This window comes from Chryseobacterium sp. (assembly GCF_008014695.1).
Taxonomy (GTDB): domain Bacteria; phylum Bacteroidota; class Bacteroidia; order Flavobacteriales; family Weeksellaceae; genus Kaistella.
On the sequence record NZ_VOXE01000003.1, the window covers coordinates 28,294 to 51,325 of the forward strand.

Genomic DNA, 23,032 nt, shown 5'->3' on the forward strand with positions numbered 1-23,032 from the left:
TAATTAGCTCGTCAGATGACCGTAATTACGAATTGCTTTTAATGTTTATTATTTATGAATTATCCTACTGAACCTTCAAGCGAAATTTCAAGCAGTTTCTGTGCTTCGATCGCGAATTCCATCGGTAATTTGTTCAGGACTTCTTTGCTGAAACCGTTTACGATCAGTGCAATTGCCCTTTCGGTATCAATTCCTCTCTGGTTGCAGTAGAAGATTTGGTCTTCACCGATTTTTGAGGTTGTCGCTTCGTGCTCAAGCTGTGCCGTCGGATCCTTGATTTCGATATACGGAAAAGTATGGGCACCGCATTCATTCCCCATTAAAAGGGAATCGCACTGAGAAAAGTTCCGCGCTCCCTTTGCTGAAGGCATCACTTTCACCAGACCACGGTAAGAGTTGTTCGATTTTCCGGCAGAAATTCCTTTGGAAATTATTGTTGAACGGGTGTTTTTCCCGATATGAATCATTTTTGTCCCTGTATCAGCATACTGATGATTGTTCGTAACGGCTATCGAATAAAATTCGCCAATAGAATTATCGCCTTTCAGAATACAGCTCGGATATTTCCAGGTAACGGCAGAGCCTGTTTCTACCTGAGTCCAGGAGATTTTCGCGTTTTTTTCACAAATCCCTCTTTTGGTCACGAAATTGAAAACCCCTCCTTTACCGCTTTCATCACCGGGAAACCAGTTCTGAACGGTTGAATATTTGATTTCGGCATTGTCCAGCGCGAAAAGTTCCACAACAGCTGCGTGAAGCTGATTTTCATCTCTTGCGGGTGCAGTACATCCTTCGAGATAGGAAACATAACTTCCTTCATCGGCAATCAGCAGTGTTCTTTCGAACTGTCCGCTTCCTGACTGGTTGATCCGGAAATAAGTGGACAACTCCATTGGACATTTCACGCCTTTTGGAATGTAGCAGAAACTTCCGTCTGAAAAAACAGCGGAATTTAAGGCGGCATAAAAATTATCGCCTCTCGGAACTATTTTTCCAAGATATTTGCGCACGAGATCCGGATGATCCTGGATCGCTTCGGAGATGGCACAGAAAATAATTCCTTTTTCTTTCAGCGTTTTCTGGAAAGTCGTTTTTACGGAAACAGAATCGATCACAATATCAACAGCAACTCCGGAAAGTCTTTTCTGCTCATCGATGTTGATTCCGAGTTTTGCGAAGGTCTTCAGAAGTTCAGGATCCACTTCGTCAAGACTGGCGAGTTCGGGCTTTTTTTTCGGGGCAGCATAATATTTAATGCCCTGAAAATCGGGTTTCTGGTAAGAAACATTGGCCCAGTCGGGTTCTTCCATTTTCTGCCAGATGCGGTAGGATTCCAGACGCCATTCTGTCATCCATTCCGGCTCATTTTTTTTGGCAGAAATGGCGCGAACGACATCTTCGTTCAGTCCGGTCGGAAAATCTTCATATTCAATTTCTGTTTCCCAGCCGAATTCGTATTTTTTATTTTCGAGATCGACTCTTAAATCGTCTTCGGTATATTTTGACATAATTTATAAACTAAAGGATTCTCCGCAGCCACAGGTTCTGTTGGCGTTCGGATTGTTGAATACAAACCCTTTCCCGTTCAGACCGCCTGAAAATTCAAGCACGGTACCGGCAAGATAAAGGATTGATTTTTTATCAATAATAATTTTAATTCCGTTATCTTCAAAAACCTGATCGGTCTCTGTTTTATCCTTATCGAATTTAAGAACATACTCAAGCCCTGAGCAACCGCCGCTTTTAACGCCGACTCTGATATAATCCTCAAAAGGCCTGAAACCCTCTTCAGTCATTAACTGAATGGCTTTTGCTTTTGCTTCATCACTGACTTTTATCATTGTTTTTATTTAGACTTATTTTAGATTGCAAAATTACTAATAATAAAACGAAAATCAAATTTGTGGCGGTATATTTGTCTATGATGTAAATAGATGCAGCGGTTTAACTTTGCGCGGCTTCGGTCATCAAAAAGGCACCAAAATTTATCCCATGAAAAAAATTCTTTTGTTCTCAGTCGCCCTTTGTTCACAAATATTTTTTGCTCAGGCAAACCGCTTCATTTATCAGGTCACCATGAGAACAGATTCCATTCATCCCGAAGCATCTAAAAGCGAAATGGCCTATCTGGACATCGATTCTCAGAAATCTCTTTTTTATGGAGAAAAACAGCTGAAAAGGGATTCCATTATGGGCAAAATGATGCAAACCGGAAGTTTCAATTTTGACCGCAGCCAAATGGAAAACCTTCGTTCGAACATCGATTTTACTGTTGAAAAAGATTTAAAAACCGGCACCAAAACCTACAAATCCAGAATCGCAAGAGACCAGTACGCATACGAAGAAGACCGCCCGATGGAATGGAAAATCCTTCCGGAAACCGCTAAAATAGGCGACTACAAAACACAGAAAGCAGAAACGAACTTTGCCGGACGAACCTGGTTTGCCTGGTTTACATCTGACATTCCGTTTCAGGACGGACCGTATAAATTTTCCGGACTACCGGGATTAATTGTGAAGGCAGAGGATTCGAAAGGAGATTATTCTTTCGACTTAAAGGAATCAAAAAAAATCACAGAATTACCGTCGCTCGTGCAACGCGGAACCACTATTAAAGTGAAAAGAGATGCTTTCACCAAGCAAATGGAAAAATACAAGAAAGACCCGATGTCCTTCATGAGCCAGGGAGCTTCGGGCGGAGGAAGAGTAATGATAGGAGGAGGAAATTCGTCAGGACGTGCTATGAATCCCAATGATCCTGAAATTAGAAAAAGAATAGAGGAAAGAGTGAAGGAGGAGCAGAAAAAGAATAACAATCCGATTGAACTGAAATAGAAAAAATCCTGAACCTGGTTTCAGGATTTTTTATGTAATTCTTTCTCGGAAATCAGATTCCACTTTCCGTTAAAATGTTTGTATAAGCCTATTTTCTCGACCAGAAAAGATTCATCGAAGGGTTTGGTCTCATATTCCTTCCAGGCTTTTTCAAAATTTGCAGTGCTCAGATCCCGATAAGCGACGGTAAGATGAGGATTGAAATTACTGATATAGTTAAACGGCATCGCAGGATTTATCTGTCTGTAAACTTCCTTCAGTTCTGCTGAATTTTCCGGTTTGATAAATATTACCGGATGATTTTTATTCGGAAAACAGGAGAAGCCGCAAAGCTTTATATGAAAGGGAGAAGCATTCAGGTTCATTTTCAGAAATTTACCCACCACTTCGCTTTCTTTATCGCCATCATACTGAAAAGGCGGTATCACCGTAATATGCGGAAAGTTTTTATATGCCTTCGAGGATTCAAACCGTTCCAAAAAATCCCGGCTGATCGTCCGGATTTTATCACTCAGTTCCGAATCTGGCGCAATGGCAACAAAATATAAACTCATAGCTGAATTTTCAATTAAAGTTAAAAAAAACACACGATAAAAAATCCATTTCTTTCCAGAAATGGATTTAGATTTTTAAAAAATTTGATTTATTTTAACAGTGCATTGAAGGTGTCGCCCTGTTTGATGTCACCGGTATTGTAGCCTTTCATAAACCATTCTCTTCTCTGGGCCGAACTTCCGTGGGTGAAACCTTCCTGGTTTACATATCCCTGAGAGCGTTTCTGGATATTATCATCACCAACCGCTTCTGCGGCAGAAATAGCAGATTCGATATCGCCCGGTTCCAGAATATTCTCGCGGTTATCAGTCTGTTTTGCCCATAATCCGGCATAAAAGTCAGCCTGAAGCTCCGTAGCCACTGAAACTTTGTTCATTTCAGATTCAGAATACTGACCGTTGTTTCTTAACTGATCCACTTTTTGCGTAGTTCCCAGAAGCGTCTGAACGTGATGTCCGATTTCGTGGGCCATGACGTAAGCAATTGAAAATTCTGTTACCTGTGCGCCGAATCTCTGTTCCAGTTCTTTAAAGAAGCTCATATCCATATAAACCGTTTGGTCTGCCGGACAGTAAAAAGGTCCCATTGCAGCCTGCGCAGTTCCGCAGCCGGACTGGGTTACACTTTCGAACATCACGACTTTTGCAGGTGTGTATTCCATTCCGTTTTCAGCAAAAATTTTGTTCCAGGTCTGGTCGTTTTCTGCAGTAACCATGGAAACAAACTCTTTCACCTTCATTTCTTCAGGCGTTAAATCACGTTGTTCGGTCTGCGCACCGCCACTGTTTCCGGACGAAAGAATCGCTGAAGGATCACCGCCCAGAAAAAACACAATGGCTGCAATAATGAGGCTTCCGAGACCGCCTCCCACCAACATTCCGCCACCACCCCCGCTTCCGCGCCGGTCATCCACATTACCACTCCTGTCATTTGTCCATTTCATATGCTCTTCTTTAATTTTTAATGTCTTTTAATTATCTAAGAATGATTTATTTAATTGCTGAATTTTATTCAAGCATTATTCGGGCAAAGTTAAATATTTTGGCAAATAAATAAACAATTTTCTTAATTTTGATGCCTATTCAAAAAACCCATGATACAAAAAATAAGCCGATTCGGTTCCGTTGTGTTTGCTTTGGTATTTTTAATTTCGTGTAACGAAGAAAATGACAAAGAAGATGCCGTAGCCTCCGTTTCAAAAAACGGTTCCATAGAAACTGTGGTTTCTGTGGAACATGCTGATTCTGCCGATATTCTGGTTACCCGGCATAAGGTGTGGGTCAAAAACAGCCTCGCAAGAGAGATCATCAAGCGGGATACCATTCCTGTTCTGGGCGATACAGTTGTGTCCGTTTCAAATAATGGCAACGATGTGAAGCAAACCGTAAAAAAGGACTATGAATTCTATATCACTGTTCAATAATTTTTGAGATGAAAAGAAGCAAAAAGATCACGCTCGTTTTCGTTACCGGAATTTTAGCCAGCTGCAGCACAAAGCCGGAAGAAAAAACCTGGGAAGGAGAGAAAAAAGTATATATGAGATCTGATTCCACGGCGCAATATACCAGGTCTCACGGTTTTATAACCGGACTTTTGCTGTTTCATGCGTTCCGGCCTTACGGTTACTACGGCACGAAAGGTTTTCAGAGAGGCTACTACAGCGATGCCGTTTCTGCAAAATCTAATGTCGGCAAAAATGCCTACAAAGGCAATGTAGTTAGAGGTGGAATGGGAAAATCAGGCTTCAGGGCTTCTTCATAAAATGAAAAGAATTCCAATTACGCCGCGTGATAACTGGCAGGAAAAACTGGAGAATTTAGGTTTCGGATATCATTCCATCGATGACCAGTATTGGGACGAAACGGCATATTACGAATTTGAACTTCAGGAAATCAACCATATCGAAAAAGCGACTGCAGAACTGTGGCAGATGTATCTGGAAGCGGTGGAGCATGTGATTTCAAAAAATCTTTTTTTTAAATTCAGCATTCCGGAATGGTTCCGGAATTCCATAGTCCAAAGCTGGGAACAGGATTTCCCTTCTCTTTACGGCAGATTCGATCTGGGATTCGACGGACAGAATCTCAAACTTCTCGAATTCAACGCAGACACACCAACTTCCCTTTTTGAAGGATCTGTGGTGCAGTGGTACTGGCTCAAGGATCAGTTTCCGCAGAAGGACCAATTCAATTCCATTCATGAAAAACTCATTGACTACTGGAAATACCTGAAACCTTTTCTAAAAAGTGATTTTGTCCATTTCGCATCGCTAACGAATATTGAAGACGTTACGAATGTGGAGTATATGCGCGACTGTGCTTCGCAGGCCGGCCTGGAAACGGCTTTTATCGCTGTTCAGGATATCGGATGGGCCGAAGAGATCAAGGAATTTATCGATGAAAACCGCGGCCTCATGAAGGTAATTTTCAAACTGTATCCCTATGAATGGATTCTGGAGGAAGATTTCGGTAAAAAAATCGCGGAGAATATCGACAAGACACAATGGATCGAACCGCCTTGGAAAATTCTGGCTTCTTCCAAAGCCATGCTTCCGGTTTTATGGGAACTTTTTCCGCACCATCCTTATCTGCTGGAAAGTTATACGGAACCCAGACATTTATTGAATTACGCAAAAAAACCGGTTTATTCGCGTGAAGGCGCCAATATTTCTTTGTTTAAAAACCACATTCCGGTTGAACAGAACAGTGGCATTTACGGCAAAGAAGGATTTATTTACCAGCAGTTTTTCGACCTGCCGAATTTCAGCGATAATTATCCGGTCATCGGCAGCTGGATCGTTGGACAGGAACCTGCAGGAATCGGAGTGCGGGAAAGCGTAAATTTAATCACAAACAACCAGAGCCGGTTTGTGCCGCATCTTATTTCTTAAATTACTTGTTCAGCAATTTGTTTTTCAGCCAGAAACTCGTTGACTGATAGACCGAAATACAGTCGTCCACCAAAGATTTTTTGGGAACTTTCACCGCATTTTCATCGTAATAGAGTTTGAAATTTGCCGGCAGGTCTGATTTCTGCAGATTTAACGCATACTGTTTTACTTTTTTGGTAGGTGAAATCAATGTCAGATAATTATCTTTTATTAAACCCAAATCCTGATAAGTTGCAATATAAGCCTTTGGTACAAACTGCTTCGCGAAAACATCCTGACCTAAGAATTTAGACTGATAACTGAAGTGAAGCAAGCCGAATAAGGTAGGCATCACATCGATCTGCGACATCAGTGCGTCAAATTTTTGGGGCTTGATGAAACCTTCCGAAAAAATAAGCGCCGGAATCCTGTACTTTTCCAACGGAAGTTCCGTTTTTCCCGCACTGGAGGCACAGTGATCGGCAATAATTACAAAAACCGTGTTTTTATACCAATCTTCTTTTTTGGCCATCTCAAAAAACTTCCGCAGTGAATAATCGGTGTATTTTACGCCTCCTTCGCGTGATTTTGCTGTGCCGGGAATGTCGATCCTGCCTTCAGGATACGTAAAAGGGCGGTGATTGGACACCGTCATCCAGTGATGAAAGAACAATTTACCTGCTTTGGCTTCCTGATTCATCTCAGAAATTGCCTTTTTCGCCATGTCTTCATCTGCTACACCCCAAACATTGGCGAACGAGACCTCTTCGGGCTTAAAATTATTGCGGTCAACAATTTCATAACCGTTTCCTTGGTAAAAATCGGCCATATTATCGAAATAGCTGTATCCGCCGTAGAGGAATTTTACATCATATCCTTTTGATTTAAAAACACTTCCAGTCGTAAATTTGTTTTTGTTATCGATCCTTTTAATGATGCTTTCCCCCGCAGTCGGCGGAATACAGAGTGTTAAAGCTTCCAGACCGCGAACAGTTCTGTTTCCGGTGGCATAAAGATTCGTGAACATTAAAGAGCGGTCGGCGAGGCTGTCCATAAAAGGCATGATTTTCTGGTTATTCCCATAATGCTCGAGGAAATCTGCAGAAAGACTTTCAATAGAAATGAGCACCACGTTTTTTTTAAGTTCCGGGGTTTCAGAAGTCACCGGTCTTGATAAAAGCTGGGGCTCGAACTGTTGCAGGAAATTCTGTTCAGCCAGTTTCTGGTTTAATACAGGATAAAACTGAAAATAATCGAGTTCGTTATGTGTAAATGCATGAAAGAATTTAGGAAAACCATTGGCCTGAATTTCCGATCCAAAAGTATTCTCAGATTTAATTTCTCCCATTTTCGGAAGCAGCATCAAACTCAGTCCACAAAGGAAAACAAATGAGGCCAGAAGCCACAGTTTCTGTGTAAAATTTGGAAGAGTCAGCAGTCCGGCCTTTGTCTTTTTATAAATAAACCATGTCACGCCAAGGCTCAATGAAAAGATTGCAAGGAATAAAGGAACCACCGGATAACTTTCCAGAATATTTCCGATGACTTCGTTCGTGTAGATTAAATAATCGACCGCGATGAAATTATACCGGACGCCAAATTCATTCCAGAAAAAATATTCGCTTACCGCATTGAAAATAATGAGAACAGTATAAAGAAAAATGGTGATGAAATATAAAACATTCCTGATTTTCACCCGCTTTTCCGGCAGAAAAAGCATCAGTCCGAAAAGCAGCGCTTTAAGCCCTAGAAAAATCATCGCGATTATGGCTACTGAACCTCCGTACTGTTTAAATATATTTCCGGGGACAAAAGCGGTATAGATGAAGGCTAATATCAACAGTCCGAAAATCAGATAGCCAGAAGGTCTCCTGAACTTTGAATCTGAAAGAAAAAGGAAATACAGTGCCAGAACACTGCTTGCCAAAATGAACACCAAAATATCATTCAACAGGCCGACAGTAAGGATTTTTAAAACTTCCATAAAACCAAACGTAGCCGCTGTAATCGGATGGAAAATAAAAACGACTCTTAACATCAGGGAAATCATCACATAGAAAATTCCGAGGTGCAGAAAAGGTTTAAGTTTGGAGAGGAGCATTTTAAAGGTTTAAATTTGAGCTAATATTTCAGACTTAAAGAGTGCCGAAACCGATATTGCCTTTCTTCTCGGAAAGATTTTTCTTAAAATCAATCATCTGAAGGGCGGTAACTGCAGCTTCTACCCCTTTGTTACCCCAATTTCCGCCACTTCTGGCGATGGAGTGCTCTTTTGTATTATCGGTTAAAACACAGAAAACAGTGGGCGTATCACTTAGGATATTGCAGTCTTTAATTCCCTGCGCTACGGCGGAACACACGAATTCAAAATGCGGAGTTTCTCCGCGGATCACACAACCGATGGCAATCACCGCATCGTATTTTCTTTCTTTGCAGAGCTGCATCGACGCATAACTGAGTTCGAATGCGCCCGGGACTTTAAAAACTCTGATGTTTTCCTCTTTTACGCCTTCGGCGGTTAAAATGTCCAAGGCCGCATCGCGCAGGTTATGGGTTACAAAATCGTTCCATTCTGAAACAACAATGCCGACTCTAAAAGAATCAGCATGTTGTATTTGTAATGGTTTGTAATCTGAAAGATTTACAGTTGCCATGTTTTTAATAATATTTGGTCATTTCGATATAAGCATCAGACATGCCGTTGTCATAATCCTGGTATTTCTCATCAATTGTCGCGAAATATTTCTTTGCTTCCGCTTTCTTTTTCAAAGCCAGAGCCAACATGCCCGCTTTTCTTGTAAAATAATAAGAAGTATAAGGATCATCAGATGCAGATGCAGCTTTATCCAACAGTGAAAATGCTTCACCATCTTTGTTGAGGTTAGACTGGCAATCGGCCATTGCGCCGTACTTCAACGCCATCAGCACTTTATTGTCTGATGAAAATTTATCCAGCAAATCAAAAGCTTCCTGATATTTGCCTTCTTTGAATTTCAGAAGACCTGCATTATACGCAGAAAGTTTCCCCACTTTCGTGTTCGTGAATTCGTTATAGGTTCCTAAAAAGCCTGGGTTTGCAGCAGATTTTCCGCCGAGCGCTTCTGCATCTTTGCCTTCGGCAAGTTTGCTCTGGGCAGCAAGATAACCCATCATTGCTTCTGTATTTCTAGGGGCAACGATAAAATTCTGATAAAGAAAATACACCAAAACGCCTAAGACAAGGGCTACAAAAACCCCGATGAGGGTTTTAGCATGTTTTTCAATAAATCGTTCCGTATCCAGTGCACTTCTGTCCAGGTCTCTGAAAACTTCTACTGTTTCCTTACCTTCCATGTCATGCTTGTTCGTATGCTGCTGTTTTGCCATAATATTTTAAAAATTGAAGTGCAAATTTAACTGTTTTTGAGCGATTTACAAAATAGTATTTTTACTTTAATGATGATTTTAAAGAAGAATCGTCATCAGGCGGCTTAATATTCCAGAATTTTATGAATTTCAGCCTGAAATTTTGACAGTTTTTTTTCTCCGGAAAGGTCTTTCAATGCAATTAAAAAACTGAACTGGGTTACTTTTGCGCCCTGTTTTTCAACGAGTTTTGCCGCTGCTTCGGTGGTGCCGCCGGTTGCAAGGAGATCGTCATGTACCAAAACCCTTTGTCCGGGCTTCAGTTGCCCTTCGCGCATCTCAATTTCTGCAGTTCCGTACTCAAGATCATATTTTTCGCTGATAAATGGCGGCGGAAGTTTTCCTTTTTTTCTGATGAGTATGAATGGTACCTCAAGCGCAACAGCCACTGCGATTCCGAAAAGATAGCCGCGGCTTTCAATCCCGCAGACGGCATCCACTTTCCCGCGGCTGAAATCAGCCAGATCGGCAATCACTTCCTCGTAGAGTTTCGGGTCGAGAAAGATGGGTGTAATGTCTTTAAACTCAATTCCGGGAATGGGGAAATCGGAAATGTTCTCGATCGTACTTTCTAATTTTCTGATAAGGGTGGTTGAACTCATTTAATTGATTTTATAACTAGAAATTTTCCATTCTCCGTTCACATTTTTCAGGCCGAAAGTTACCTGTAATGCGGTCGTTTTCCCATTTTTATCGGTTACGTCGTACGTTGCGTTCACATTTGATGTGGTTCCTGCGGCAGAACCACCCGAAATATTTTTCACCGTAACATTTTTAACCGCCCCAAAACCGGAAGTAGGATTTGCAAAATTCTCGTAGGAGCCCCAGTTCGGATTATCGGAAGTTTCGTAAGCACCGCGAAGATTCTGGGTGCTTAAATTATTCAGGAATTTCGTCACCGTGGTTTTCGGATCTCCTGCTGCGGGAATTGTGGAGGAAGGGTCGGTAACCACGGCGCCATTTTCACCGATTGTTGCAGGGTCTACCATTTCTTCCGGGTTTTTAGGAGTTCCTTCCGGCATCAGCAGCGCTTTCGGATTGACTAACACTCCGATTTTCGACATTTTGAAAGTCTTTGCGGATGTTTTTACGGTTACCGTGATATCGATTTTATTGTTATTGATTTTTTCTGCCGGCAAGGAGGCAAATTTCAGATTGAACCCTTTGAAATTATTGTCCTGCATCAGGTTTTTAGAGGTCATGATGCGGTTACCGTTACTGAAAACTTCCATTACTGCTTCCAATCCAGCGCCTGAGAATGACACGGGCTTCCCGGAACCATCCAATAACCGTGGAATTACCTGAAGCGATTTGGGGCCTAAAATACTGTCCATAGCAACCGGATTGGTCACGATGCTCAAACTGTTCGCTGAGATATCGTTTGGGTCAGATTCTTTAGCAGCATCATTTCCGAAAATGTTCATTTCACCCAAAGAAGGTGGACCGGTACTTGACCAATCAATTCCGTTCTCCTGAGCAGTTTTGTCCGCCAAAGCGAAAATTTCCGGCACTTTCTTCCCGTTGATGAGCTTTCCGAGTGCTTTCAGCTCGTTCATATCCCCTTCCGCTTCCACCCCGAAAGTTTTCAGGATATAAAGCGCCTCGTTAAATTTTACCTGCTGCAGTGTGGAAAGGCTCGAAGCCATATCGTTTATACTCGACTGCAGCGACTGTGTTGTGGTAGCATCCACTGAATCTTTTTTACAGCCGGTGAAGAAAAAGAGTATTGAAATCAGGAAAAGGGTAAAACGTTTCATCTTAAATGGTTTTATACAAATTTAGAAAAAATCCCGACAAAAGCCGGGACAGATGTTTGCCATTTATTTTGAGCCGTTATTCTGCACTTCTTTCAGGTCATTTTTAAAAAAATTGGCGAATACAGTCTGCATATTCGGGAAACCTGGCTCATTCCAATAAGCATTTTTATAGGAACTCCTGTCTTCGTTGAGCTTTACGGAAGGAACGTCATCACTGTCGGTGTAACTCAGGTCAGAAGGGTAAAAATTCTGGTATTCCGTTACTTTGTTATAAGCAGGCTCAGATTTATGTTTCAGCTTAAAAGTGTTCATTTTTTTGTATTCCAGGAGATCACGCAGCGCTTTTTTGCTGTCCTTTTCGAATGAAACATCCACTCCCGTTCTCACATCATAAATCCTGTAACCGAAAAGAGAGAGTTCTTTGTCCTGAAGGGCTTCAGCACTAACTTCTACCGCATCCTTGGTAGACGTTGAGACTTCTCTGAAGGTGAGTCTCTTATTTTTTCTAAAATCATCAATCTGAGACAAACTTTTGAGGTCGGGGGCCCGAAGACCGCTTTTATAATTCCAGTCGGCCACTACTTTACGGTTATTGCCGGAATTAATCAGTTCAAAAATCCGGTACTGTTCAATCCTGATGTCTTTCAGTTTTTTTGTTTTGTTGTTGAAGATATAGGTAACAATTCCGTCAGCATAACTGTTGAGTTTATTGTTCAGGAAAATATAGGTGTTGAAATTTCCCTTCAGTAAAATATATTTTGCGTCGGCTTTATTGTTAGTGACTACAACGGGTTCTATGTCGATAACGTTATCTCTCAGTTTAATTGTAGCCTTATTGAGGTCCTGAAGTTGCAGGGTTCCCAACGATTCGTTTTCATACACCATGGCGTATTCATTCTGAAACGGTTTCAAAGAGTCTTTCTCGAAACTCCCATCGATATTGGAAGTTGTGACCAGTTCACCGGAATTGCTGAAGATCATCACTTTCGGCAGCGGTTTCCCGGTTTTCTCCGAGACAAAAGTTATTCTCTGAGCCTGAAACGCAAATGCCGTAAAAACGGCAAAAAATAGAATTAGTTTTTTCATAGTTATGGTTTTTAAATAAAAAAATTCCGACTAAAAAAGTTAGTCGGAATTTTAATTATTTTGTTACCTGTTAGAACGGATATTCATAAATCTCTGATTCTTTGAGGAATGGATTTCCGGTTGGGATCAGTTTGAGTTTTGATAAAGCCGTCATCACCACAAAGGTAAACAGACCCACAATAAACAGAACTGAGCCTAAAACCAGCAGCAATACTTCCGGTGTCTTCCAGTAGGGTCCAACCGTTCCCGGCATTACCATATTGAAATAGTCCAAGATATGTCCGCAAATTACCACAACCGCCATCACAGTTACTACAGTGTAGTTTCTTTTGATGCTTGAACTTACCAACACCAATAAAGGTAAAAGGAAATTAATAACAAGCATCGGAAGGAAAGTCGGTGCATAATATTCGAATCTTCCGAAGAAATAATTCACCTCTTCCGGAACGTTGGCATACCAGTAAAGCATGAACTGTGCAAACCAGGTATAAGTCCAAAGCATACTTGTTGCAAAAAGGAAAACTCCTAAATCATGCAGGTGATTGTCATTAAACTGAGGAAGGAATCCTTTTTTCTTTAAATACACACTCACAAGGATGATCATTGCTACAGCACTTGCCAAACAGCTTACCATAGAGTACCAGATATACATGGTTGAATACCAGTGAGGGTCAATAGACATCAACCAGTCCCAAGCCCAGGCTGCAGAACAGAAACCGAAAAACACGATATAACCAACTGCCCACTTATACAGATTCTGATAATCGACTCTGGATTTTGTTTCATCTACTTTTTTGGACATTCTTTTAAGTTTCCAAACGAAGAACGAAGCTCCGATTACATACAAGAATGTTCTGAAAGCATAAAAAGGAATATTTAAGAATGTACTCTTTTCATAAAGAATGGAATCGAAATGAGGAGAAGTGGGATCAGTAAGATCCGGATCCATCCAATGGAACAGATGACCATTGTGCGTGATATTGATCAGCATCATGATGATCAGGATTGCGCCACCCCAGGGAATGTAAGAAGCAATACCTTCCATCACCCTCGTTACGATAATTGACCATCCGGCATGAGCAACATGCTGAATACAGTAAAAGAACAGGACCGCGCAGCTTAATCCAAAGAAAAAGACCGCAACCAAATGAATGGCAGCCAAAGGCTGATTGTGAACCTGCATTGTAGCGTGTTCCAAATGTGCAGCATGATCCTGAGGCCCCACCATTTCACTGGAATGGGTAGGACGGATTTCATGCCCGCTCGAATGAATAGACTCCATCATCTGTTCTATTCTGGTTTCATCAATTCCGTGGTTCATAAAATAACCGATGCCAAAAAGAACCAATCCGGAAATGAGAAGTATAATAGAAATTAATCTTAATTTGGGTGAAAAACTATACATTTTTTTTCTTTTTATTTTTTAGTTGCGGTTGAATCGGTTGTTGCAGCCGTCGCAGAAGCAGTGGCGGCAACTGGTGCAGCCGCTCCGCCTTTAAAGGCACTCATGACATACATGGCAACTCTCCACCGGTCACCTGCTGATAACATTCCGGCATAGGAACCCATTGCATTTCTACCATTGGTGAGCACATAATGTACGGAACCAACTGTAATTTGACGGTCAGCATATTTAGGAACTCCGGAATAGGCACCGCTTAATACAATCGGACCCTGACCGTCTCCGGCAACACCGTGACAGGCAGAACAGGTATGATCAAACAGAATTTTACCTCTTGCAATATCTTTTGCCTGATTGGCCGGGTTTAAAGGGGAAGCCGTCATTGCTTTGGAAGCGTCATATCCAGCATTATATTCATCCGGTGTTTTCGGAAGCAATCGTTCTTCGAAAACGCCGTCTTTATTTTGGGCCACAGTTCCTTCAACCGGACCTAAACCTGTTGCTCCACCGTTTTTAACGAAAGCCGGGATTTCATTTTCATGATCAGAATAAGCATCTTCTGCTTTCATCAAAGGATCATACGCTACCGGATAATACATATCAGGAAAATATACCAGCGGCGGAGTGTCTTTGGGACCGCAAGAGTTAAGCAAAACTGTGGTCAAACCTAAAAGCGCCGTAATTTTTAATAAATTCTTTTTCATTCTAAGCATCTTTTACCGTTATTTCTTCAACACCTGTATCAATTAAAGTCTGCTTGATTGCATTGAACTCATCATCACTCTGCGGTGCAAACTCCATCATAAATTTATCATCCGTAGTTCTTGGATCAGGATTCTGCGGGGCCGCGCCAGGATACATTTTGTTTCTGATGAGGAATGTAAGCGACATCATGTGTGCTGCACAGAAAACCATGAGTTCAAACATCGGTACCACAAACGCGGGCATGTTGTGCGCCCAGTCGAATGCAGGTTTACCACCGATATTCTGCGGCCAGTCGTGGTTCATGGTGTACCATGTAACGAGCGACCCAATGGTTACTCCATACACGGCATAAATGAAAGCGGCATCGGATATTCTGGTTTTTTTGAAACCCAAAAGTTTATCGAGCCCGTGAACCGGGAAAGGCGTATAAACCTCATTAATTTTAATTCCTTTATCGTTGAATGCTTTAACACCCTGTATTAAATCATCGTCGTCGGCATAAAGACCGTAAATTATTTTAGTGGTGCTCATCTCCTTCTTTTGCTTTATAGGTTTCACCTGAAATTTTCAGAATACTTTTTAATTCGGCCTGTGCAATCACAGGGAATGTTCTTGCATACAGCAGGAATAGTACCGAGAAGAAACCAATGGTTCCGAGGTAAACTCCTACGTCAATAATTGTCGGTTTAAACATCGTCCATGATCCCGGCAAATAATCTCTTGAAAGGTTGATTACGATAATGTCGAATCTTTCGAACCACATCCCGATATTGATGATCAATGCCACGATGAAAGTCCAGATGATGTTTGTTCTCAGTTTCTTGAACCAGAATGATGCTGGAATGATGAGGTTACATGTAATCAGTGCCCAGAAAGCCCACCAGTAAGGACCGGTTGCTGCTCCCGGAGAGAGATACGTAAAATCTTCAAATCTTGATCCGGAATACCATCCGATGAAATATTCGGTTGCATACGCTACCGTTACCATCCCACCTGTTACAATGATTACGATATTCATGATCTCAATATGATACATGGTGATGTAATCTTCAAGGTGACATACTTTTCTCGCAACAAGCAAAAGCGTCTGTACCATTGCAAATCCGGAGAAAATCGCACCCGCAACGAAATACGGTGGATAAATGGTGGAGTGCCATCCTTTAATTACTGAAGTAGCAAAGTCAAAGGATACCGTGGTGTGAACCGAGAATACCAATGGGGTTGCCAAACCTGCCAGAACCAAAGAAAGTTCTTCGAAACGCTGCCAGTGTTTTGCTTTACCGCCCCAACCGAAGGCCAGGAAGGTGTATATTTTTTTTGTCCAAGGTGTTTTGGCCCTGTCTCTGATCATTGCAAAGTCAGGAATCAGACCCATGAACCAGAATACGGTTGACACAGAGAAATAAGTGGAGATTGCAAATACATCCCAAAGCAAAGGTGAGTTGAAATTCCCCCACAGAGAACCGAACTGGTTTGGCAAAGGGAACACCCAATAGCCTACCCAAACTCTACCCATGTGAATTACAGGGAAAATAGCAGCCTGTACAACGGCAAAAATCGTCATCGCCTCTGCGGAACGGTTTACGGACATTCTCCAGCGCTGTCTGAAGAGTAACAGTACGGCAGAGATCAGCGTTCCCGCGTGACCGATACCTACCCACCAAACGAAATTGGTAATATCCCAACCCCAGTTAATGGTTCTGTTAAGTCCCCAAGCTCCGATACCTGTACCGATGGTATAAGCAATACAGCCGAAACCATATAAAAAAAGAGCTAAGGCTACAAATAAAGAAATCCACCATAGTTTTCCGGCTCTTTCTTCGATAGGTCTTGCGATATCTTCAGAAATATCGTGATAAGTCTTGTGACCAATAATTAAAGGTTCCCTTATCGGTGCTTCGTAATGTGACATTTTTTACCTTATTATTATTTAAACTATGTTTTCTTTTCTGTTTCTCACCTTCGTGTGATAGAAGACGTTTGGTTTTGTACCGATTTCTTCGAGCAGTGTATATCTTCTGTTGTCGTTATACAGCGCTCTTACTTTCGAAGATTTATCGTTCATATCTCCAAATTTCATTGCTCCTGTCGGACAAGCGTTCACACAAGCTGTAGAGAATTCGCCGTCTTTTATGACTCTTCCTTCTTTTTTGGCTTCAAGAATGGTGTTCTGAGTCATTTGGATACACATTGAACATTTTTCCATCACCCCTCTTGTTCTAACAACAACGTCAGGATTCAGCACCATTCTTCCCAGATCGTTGTTCTGGTGGAAATCGAATTTATCATTCAGGTTATATGTAAACCAGTTGAATCTTCTTACTTTGTACGGACAGTTGTTTGCACAGTATCTTGTACCGATACATCTGTTGTATGCCATTTGATTCTGACCCTGCTTACCGTGTGAAGTGGCCGCTACCGGACAAACTGTTTCACATGGAGCGTGGTTACAGTGCTGACACATTACCGGCTGGAAGATTACGTCCGGGTTATCTGCAGGATGATTCAGGATTCCTTCGGTGAAAGGTCCACCGTAAAGTTCTGCGGCATTCAAGCCTCTGTCCACCACTTCACGGGTTTCCAGTTTTTCAATTGCTGAATAGTAACGGTCGATTCTTAACCAGTACATATCACGAGACATTCTGATTTCAGCTTTACCAACAACAGGAACGTTGTTTTCAGCCTGACAAGCGATGATACATGCTCCGCAGCCTGTACATGAATTCAGATCCACAGAAAGGTTAAAGTGAGGCCCATCAGTATCATCAAAAGCATCCCAAAGGTCAATTTTACCTGCCGGTAAAGCACCTCCGATGGTGTGGTATTCCAATGGCTTGTTCCATCCTAATTCTTCATCATTGAAATCTACATTCAGATAAGATTCCAAAGGAACTTCTCTTGCGATTTCATAACGTCCCATCAAGGTATTCTGAAGCTGCATTCCTGCAAATTCATGGTCTTCGCCTGTTTTATCGAGTTTTATATTGGAAACAATTAAGTTTGATCCGTCAAACAGCGGATAAGCGTTTACTCCGTTATCTGCAACTGCACCTGAATCCTTTTTACCGTAACCCAGTGCCAGTCCAACAGAACCTTCAGCCTGTCCTGGCTGAATGAATACAGGAACATCTTTCAGCGTTACTCCGTTTGCGGTAAGGTTTACCACAGAACCGTCGAGCTGCATTCTTGCATTCAGGTCATTCTCCAGACCCAGTCTTTCGGCATCTTTTGGAGAAATGGTCAGGTAATTGTCCCAGGAAAGTCTGGAAATTGGATCCGGAAGTTCCTGCAACCAAGGATTGTTTGCCTGGGTTCCGTCTCCCATGGAAGTTTTGGTGTAAAGCACCAACTCCATCTCAGAAGCTTTGAAATTCCCCAATTCAGCAACCGCCTGAGCAGCGTTTCCGCCGGCGTACGACAGGGATGCAGTGTTTCCACCTGCAATAATTCCGCCGTAAAGGGCTTTATTGAAAGTTGTTCCGCCAATCAATCCGGCAGCATTCGCTTTTAAATAATCGTAATAATTGTTGGCTGCGTTGTTTTTACCGTTCATCCAAACCAATAGGGATTCTTCAATCTGTCTTGATTTGTAAATTTTCTGAATGGTAGGCTGCATCAAAGTGTACACTCCGGTCTGCGGAGACATATCACCCCATGATTCAAGCCAGTTTGCAACAGGAATCACTGCTTTTGCAGCTTTGTACATTTCATTTTTCTTATCGGCAACTGCAACCACATACGGTACTTTTGCCAAAGCTTTTCTGAAATCTTCTCCTTTATTGCTGGAATAAATCGGGTTTACATTATTCGTGATCAACACGCCAACCTGGCCTGCATTCATCCACCCTAAAAATTCCTGATATCTTGCTCCGTCGAATTCTTTCAGGAAGTTTGCTTTTCCTGTGAAAGCAGTTGACGCTAATTTCTGATTGATTAAGTGTGCTAAAACCTGCGCTCCTTTGGAACCGTCAGCAAAAACAACAGCGTTGCTGCCTTTTTCCTGAAGTTCTTTTACAATTCCTGCAGCGATTTTATCAGAAGTACCTCCGTTCAGTCCGTTGTATACTTCAACCAAAGTCTTATTTACTAAGCTTGGTTTTAATTTAATTCTTGTATCGGCGTTGGCTCCGGCTAAAGACATGTTCGACTCTACCTGAATATGACGCATCATTTGCGGACCTGGTTTTCTTGCAATTGCGTAAGAACTCTCCAAAGATCCTCCGTTAAAATCGGAAAGGAAATCTGCCTGGAAAGAAACCACCAACTGTGTTTTAGCAAGGTCGTAAACCGGTAAAGCGCGCTGTCCGAATACTTCCTGTGCAGCATCTAACGCCGCAGCATGTGGAAGCGCATCGTAAGTAACAAGTTCAGCGGTTGGATATTTGGTTTTGAAATCTGCGAACAGTTTCTTGAAAGTTGGAGAAGCGAAAGAGTGTGATAAAACCACGATTCTTTTTCCGCCAGCCTGTGCTTCTGTAAGACCTTTCAGCACAAAATCATCCACTTTATCAAAGGTTTCATCCTTTCCGTCGAGTTTTGGCTGTTTTACTTTATCGTTATCATAAAGTGAAAGGACTGCAGCCTGCGTTCTTGCATTGGTTCTACCCAATTCGTTGGCAGCAGGATTCGGCTCTATTTTAATCGGTCTTCCTTCGCGGGTTTTTACCAGCACACTGGCAAAATCGTACCCGTCGAAATAGGTGGAAGCATAGTAATTAGGGATTCCGGGAATAATGTCGTGAGGTTTCACTACATAAGGAATTGTTTTAATTACAGGTGCCTCACATGCTGCCAAAGTAACGGCCGCCGTAGAAAATCCGAGAAGTTTAAGAAAATCTCTTCTGGACGTACCCGAGTCTTTTTCGGAATCACCCGAGAATTCATCTACAGGAATTTCATTTTGAAATTCTTTCTGAGCCAGCTTGGTGTTCAAAGCCGGATCTTTCAGTTCATGAATACTTCTGAATTGTATTTTGTTTGAAGCCATTGATACTTCTAATTTTTAGTTATTAATAATGACATTTACCACACTCAAGACCTCCAATTGCTGCTACGGTGACCTTGGTTCCTGAACCGTACTGTTTTTTTAGTTTGTCATGCAGATTTTTGAAGTATTCTTTATTATAACCATTGGTCATATCCACTTCTGTTGTCCGGTGACATTCGATACACCATCCCATCGTGAAGTCATTGGCCATCTGTACCACATTCATGGTATCAATTTTTCCGTGACAGGCTTTACAAACCACATCAATCTTGCTTTCCGGATTCTTTTTGTTGAATGAAGTAATAATTGCCTGTTCTCCTGCAACAACGTGCTGCGAGTGGTTGAAGTAAACGAAATCCGGCATGTTGTGAATCCGCGTCCATTCTACAGGCTGCGTTTTTCCGGTGTACTGCTGTTTTGCAGGATCCCAACCGGTAGCGGCATAAATTTTCTGAATCTCTCCTGTGTAGAAATCCCTGTCTTTCCCTGGTTCGATATATTTTCCTTTATACTCAGAAATCATACGGTGACAGTTCATACATACATTCATGGAAGGTATTTCTGAAACCTTTCCGTATTTGGCGGAGGAGTGACATAACTGACAGTCGATTTTATTCTCACCAGCGTGAATCTTGTGGGAGAAATAGATCGGCTGCTCCGGCTTGTAGCCTTTGTAAACCCCAATCCACATCATCCAGTTCCAGATTCCGTAAGCGGCAAAAATAGCGAGAAGACCAAGAATCCCTTTCCCGATATAACTATATTTTCTGTATAAATCTGCGAAAGAATAAGCTCTTGAAGAATTCAGTCCTGTTAATTCGTCTGATTGCTGAAGTTTAACGAGCTGTCTGAGTTTGAACAACATCCAAAGTAAAAGTCCGCCAATGGCCAACAGTGAAATAAGGATGATCTTCGAATTCACAGAGTCTTTTTTAGCGGCTTCAATCGCTGCAATAGAATTTGCGTCGGTTCCGGTTGCGGTTGCATCTGCTGCGGCAGGCTCCGGTGCAGGTGGGTTTGTCGTGTATTCTAAAATGTCGTTAATGTCCTGATCGGTAAGATTAGGAAACTGCAGCATTTCAGTTTTGTTGAATTTTTCAAAGACTTCATTGGCATATTTGTCGCCGGAAGCCCGGAATGCCTTGTTGTCTTTAATCCATTTGTGAAGCCAATCTGTGTCCAGATTCTGTTCCTTCTTAAGTCTGTCTACTACGCCTCCTAAAGCAGGACCCACCACTTGTTTGTCTAATGCGTGACAAGCAGTACAGTTTGCTTTGAAAAGTTTTTCACCGTTTTTGGCATCTCCCTGAGCGTAAATAGAAGCACTGGTCGACAGCAACAGACCTATTGCGATAAGACCTCTTTTGTAATGCTTTCTCCAACTAATCATTTATAAAATCTTGGGTTAGTAAATTGTATTGAATGCTTTTTCAATTTGGCAAAAATAGCACATTTAACAGAAAATTAACAGCAGATAAATAAAGCAAATGCCGATTTGACGGTAATTTGTATTGGTTCTAAATAACAAAGTGTGGTATAATTTTTATTTGTTTAAATTTGCCTGAAATACTACGGAATGAAAAATTTTATCAAAATAAACCTGGTTTTTTTTACAGCTTTATTTTATCATATTGATGCTCAACAGGTTGTTAAAAAAGACACCTTGTCTGGCACAGAACTCAGCATGGCAATGGATACGCGGATTAATGATGCTTTAACGAAAATTGAAGATAACTGTGAACGGCTGGCCATGAATTCAAACGATAATGACCATCCCAAACCCGGAAGATCAACCGTTGTTGTGCCGAGCAGAGCGTTAACCAATGCAGAAATATGCCGGCAAAACCCAAGAATTTTAGGATATAAAATTCAGATCAATACTGTAAGAAGCAACGAAGAAGCCAACGAAGTAAAAGCCTATTTCCGCAGAAGGTTCCCGAACCTGAAAGTGGAAACCGATGCTTCTTTAAGGCCAAACTATAAGATCTTGGCCGGAAGTTACTTTACCAAACAGAGCGCGGCTTCAGATCTTGCCAGAATCAGAGAATATTTTAAATCCGCGATTGCCGTTCAGTACAGGGTTTTCTGTGTTGAGGCAAAATAAATTTTCATACAAAAATGAGAAAGCCGGAATTAAGTTCCGGCTTTTTTAGCGGTAATAAGTATCCAGAAAAGTGAAAAACTCCTCCATCCTGATGATGTTGTTCATTGCAGTGTACACAAAAATAACGGTAAGAATCGCCATCATTGAAGAAAGCACTTTCGGGGAATCACGGTATGAGAAAAACAGCCAGCCAATCATCAGCGGATACACAAAAACAAAATGCCCACCATAAATGTAAGAGGTATGAAGCCCAAATTTCAGAACACAGTGAATGATCACATCGAAAAGAAAAGAAATCATCAGAATCTGTACAAACTTATTCCTGAAGTTCCTTGCATAGCTCCAAATGACAAGTGAAAGAACCATTCCAATCAAGATGTAAGAAATTTCGCTCGAATAAACATCCATAAAAAGCGCCTTGTACTCAAAACCTTTTTTATTGTGATAATCCCTCATGACGAATGATGGAAACAGAATGTTCCCGCCAAAAAACCACGAAGAAATCATATCCCACAGTGGCGTGACCTTCGGTTTCGAGAATTTCTCATACTGTTCGCCCGTCTTTTCAAAGATTTTAAGATAATTGAAATCAATGCGGTAAAGATAAAGCAGCACAAAGCAGCCTGCCGAAATCAGAACTCTGAGCGCCATATTTCCGAATTTCTTCAGGTCACGGAACACATTTTTCTCAAAAAGCAGCGGAATATAAGCTTTCACGATATTGGTGATGGTCAGTCCGCCCAAAGTAACAGCCGAAAGCGCAAGCGCAGCAGCGGGGATTTTTTGTTCATTCCTCAGTTTCAGCGCTGCATAATAATTGAAAAGAACGAGCAGAAAAAGCGTATACGTATACGTTTCCGGAGTGAAAGAGAGCAGGATATTGGTCGAAAAAACGCCGAAAAAAGACAGAATCAATAGTGAAACCACCAGCGGAAGCCGAATGATATTCTTCAGATATTTAAAGATCTGCACAATGTTAAGGCTCACCGTAAAAGCGCTGGCAAGGGCAAGAACCAAACGGAAATTCACATCTCTTTTGCCGTCAGAAAAAAAGAATGCAATATTCCTGAGCACCTCAAAAAAATAATTGGAAAGCGGATGCCTCTCGAAACCACCGCCGGTAAGCACAACCGAACGGTTATCGAAACTGAAATACGCATCCCATGGAATCCGGTTATCGAAAACGATGCGGTAATTCAGGGCGATTGTTCCCGCCAAAAGGCCATAAACCGCAAGAAAAAATAAGAAAACCAGCCATTCCGCGACAGTTGAGGGGAAAATGAGGCTGACGAAATGCTTTAATTTGGTTTGAAGTTTCAAGGGATTG

22 protein-coding genes are annotated in these 23,032 nt (G+C 41.7%); 5 read left to right on the forward strand and 17 right to left on the reverse strand.

Annotation, left to right across the window (positions count from 1 at the left end; genetic code table 11):
• Window positions 1–59 precede the first annotated feature (59 nt).
• On the reverse strand, window positions 60–1,508 hold the full coding sequence (sufB, locus tag FUA25_RS07880) for a Fe-S cluster assembly protein SufB (RefSeq protein WP_147756372.1): 1,449 nt from the start codon (window positions 1,506–1,508) through the stop codon (window positions 60–62).
• Window positions 1,509–1,511: 3 nt separating this feature from the next.
• Window positions 1,512–1,841 carry a HesB/IscA family protein gene (locus tag FUA25_RS07885; protein WP_147756373.1) on the reverse strand — a complete coding sequence of 110 codons (330 nt, stop codon included), beginning with the start codon at window positions 1,839–1,841 and terminating at the stop codon, window positions 1,512–1,514.
• A 151-nt stretch (window positions 1,842–1,992) separates the two neighbouring features.
• Here FUA25_RS07885 and FUA25_RS07890 point away from each other — a divergent pair, with 151 nt between their 5' ends.
• Window positions 1,993–2,835 carry a GLPGLI family protein gene (locus FUA25_RS07890; RefSeq protein WP_147756374.1) on the forward strand — a complete coding sequence of 281 codons (843 nt, stop codon included), beginning with the start codon at window positions 1,993–1,995 and terminating at the stop codon, window positions 2,833–2,835.
• A gap of 20 nt (window positions 2,836–2,855) precedes the next feature.
• Here the strand turns inward: FUA25_RS07890 and FUA25_RS07895 are convergent, their stop codons facing one another.
• On the reverse strand, window positions 2,856–3,389 hold the full coding sequence (locus tag FUA25_RS07895; protein WP_147756375.1) for a 2'-5' RNA ligase family protein: 534 nt from the start codon (window positions 3,387–3,389) through the stop codon (window positions 2,856–2,858).
• Window positions 3,390–3,478: 89 nt separating this feature from the next.
• Window positions 3,479–4,333 (reverse strand): neutral zinc metallopeptidase, encoded by an 855-nt coding sequence (locus FUA25_RS07900; RefSeq protein WP_147756376.1) that lies wholly within the window; start codon window positions 4,331–4,333, stop codon window positions 3,479–3,481.
• A gap of 150 nt (window positions 4,334–4,483) precedes the next feature.
• Here FUA25_RS07900 and FUA25_RS07905 point away from each other — a divergent pair, with 150 nt between their 5' ends.
• Genes FUA25_RS07905 through FUA25_RS07915 form a run of 3 tightly spaced genes read left to right on the forward strand, consistent with a single transcriptional unit; the run spans window position 4,484 to window position 6,280 of the window.
• Complete coding sequence (locus tag FUA25_RS07905; RefSeq protein WP_147756377.1) at window positions 4,484–4,813, forward strand: hypothetical protein; 330 nt, start codon at window positions 4,484–4,486, stop codon at window positions 4,811–4,813.
• 8 nt (window positions 4,814–4,821) lie between these two features.
• Entirely contained in the window at window positions 4,822–5,151 is a 330-nt protein-coding gene (locus FUA25_RS07910; RefSeq protein ID WP_147756378.1) for a hypothetical protein, read from the forward strand.
• 1 nt (window position 5,152) lies between these two features.
• Complete coding sequence (locus FUA25_RS07915) at window positions 5,153–6,280, forward strand: glutathionylspermidine synthase family protein (RefSeq protein ID WP_147756379.1); 1,128 nt, start codon at window positions 5,153–5,155, stop codon at window positions 6,278–6,280.
• 1 nt (window position 6,281) lies between these two features.
• On the opposite strand, the gene FUA25_RS07920 is transcribed toward FUA25_RS07915, so the two are convergent.
• The 12 genes from FUA25_RS07920 to FUA25_RS07975 all read right to left on the reverse strand — a co-directional run bounded on the left by FUA25_RS07920 (window position 6,282) and on the right by FUA25_RS07975 (window position 20,991).
• Window positions 6,282–8,360 carry an LTA synthase family protein gene (locus FUA25_RS07920; protein WP_147756380.1) on the reverse strand — a complete coding sequence of 693 codons (2,079 nt, stop codon included), beginning with the start codon at window positions 8,358–8,360 and terminating at the stop codon, window positions 6,282–6,284.
• A gap of 34 nt (window positions 8,361–8,394) precedes the next feature.
• The gene (gene ribH / locus FUA25_RS07925; RefSeq protein ID WP_147756381.1) at window positions 8,395–8,913 is read right to left on the reverse strand and encodes a 6,7-dimethyl-8-ribityllumazine synthase; all 519 of its coding nucleotides are present in this window, start codon (window positions 8,911–8,913) and stop codon (window positions 8,395–8,397) included.
• 4 nt (window positions 8,914–8,917) lie between these two features.
• Window positions 8,918–9,625, reverse strand: a complete 708-nt coding sequence (locus FUA25_RS07930; RefSeq protein ID WP_147756382.1) for a tetratricopeptide repeat protein — start codon at window positions 9,623–9,625, stop codon at window positions 8,918–8,920.
• Window positions 9,626–9,729: 104 nt separating this feature from the next.
• Window positions 9,730–10,266 (reverse strand): adenine phosphoribosyltransferase, encoded by a 537-nt coding sequence (locus FUA25_RS07935; RefSeq protein ID WP_147756383.1) that lies wholly within the window; start codon window positions 10,264–10,266, stop codon window positions 9,730–9,732.
• Window positions 10,267–11,421 (reverse strand): hypothetical protein, encoded by a 1,155-nt coding sequence (locus tag FUA25_RS07940; protein ID WP_147756384.1) that lies wholly within the window; start codon window positions 11,419–11,421, stop codon window positions 10,267–10,269.
• 63 nt (window positions 11,422–11,484) lie between these two features.
• Window positions 11,485–12,507: a hypothetical protein gene (locus FUA25_RS07945; RefSeq protein WP_147756385.1), complete on the reverse strand. Its 1,023-nt coding sequence runs from the start codon at window positions 12,505–12,507 to the stop codon at window positions 11,485–11,487.
• 70 nt (window positions 12,508–12,577) lie between these two features.
• Window positions 12,578–13,912, reverse strand: a complete 1,335-nt coding sequence (locus FUA25_RS07950; RefSeq protein ID WP_147756386.1) for a quinol:cytochrome C oxidoreductase — start codon at window positions 13,910–13,912, stop codon at window positions 12,578–12,580.
• 11 nt (window positions 13,913–13,923) lie between these two features.
• Window positions 13,924–14,622, reverse strand: a complete 699-nt coding sequence (locus FUA25_RS07955) for a c-type cytochrome (protein ID WP_147756387.1) — start codon at window positions 14,620–14,622, stop codon at window positions 13,924–13,926.
• Complete coding sequence (locus tag FUA25_RS07960) at window positions 14,615–15,145, reverse strand: DUF3341 domain-containing protein (protein WP_147756388.1); 531 nt, start codon at window positions 15,143–15,145, stop codon at window positions 14,615–14,617. Before FUA25_RS07960 ends, FUA25_RS07955 begins: the two co-directional genes overlap by 8 nt.
• Window positions 15,132–16,526, reverse strand: coding sequence for an NrfD/PsrC family molybdoenzyme membrane anchor subunit (nrfD, locus tag FUA25_RS07965; RefSeq protein WP_147756389.1), 1,395 nt, complete (start codon window positions 16,524–16,526; stop codon window positions 15,132–15,134). The genes FUA25_RS07960 and nrfD overlap by 14 nt, the downstream gene beginning before the upstream one ends.
• 18 nt (window positions 16,527–16,544) lie before the next feature.
• Window positions 16,545–19,601, reverse strand: coding sequence for a TAT-variant-translocated molybdopterin oxidoreductase (locus tag FUA25_RS07970; protein WP_147756390.1), 3,057 nt, complete (start codon window positions 19,599–19,601; stop codon window positions 16,545–16,547).
• 22 nt (window positions 19,602–19,623) lie between these two features.
• Complete coding sequence (locus FUA25_RS07975; protein ID WP_147756391.1) at window positions 19,624–20,991, reverse strand: c-type cytochrome; 1,368 nt, start codon at window positions 20,989–20,991, stop codon at window positions 19,624–19,626.
• A 186-nt stretch (window positions 20,992–21,177) separates the two neighbouring features.
• Here FUA25_RS07975 and FUA25_RS07980 point away from each other — a divergent pair, with 186 nt between their 5' ends.
• Window positions 21,178–21,705: an SPOR domain-containing protein gene (locus tag FUA25_RS07980; protein WP_147756392.1), complete on the forward strand. Its 528-nt coding sequence runs from the start codon at window positions 21,178–21,180 to the stop codon at window positions 21,703–21,705.
• 45 nt (window positions 21,706–21,750) lie between these two features.
• Here FUA25_RS07980 and FUA25_RS07985 read toward each other — a convergent pair whose 3' ends face one another.
• Complete coding sequence (locus FUA25_RS07985; protein ID WP_147756393.1) at window positions 21,751–23,025, reverse strand: DUF6080 domain-containing protein; 1,275 nt, start codon at window positions 23,023–23,025, stop codon at window positions 21,751–21,753.
• Window positions 23,026–23,032 lie beyond the last annotated feature (7 nt).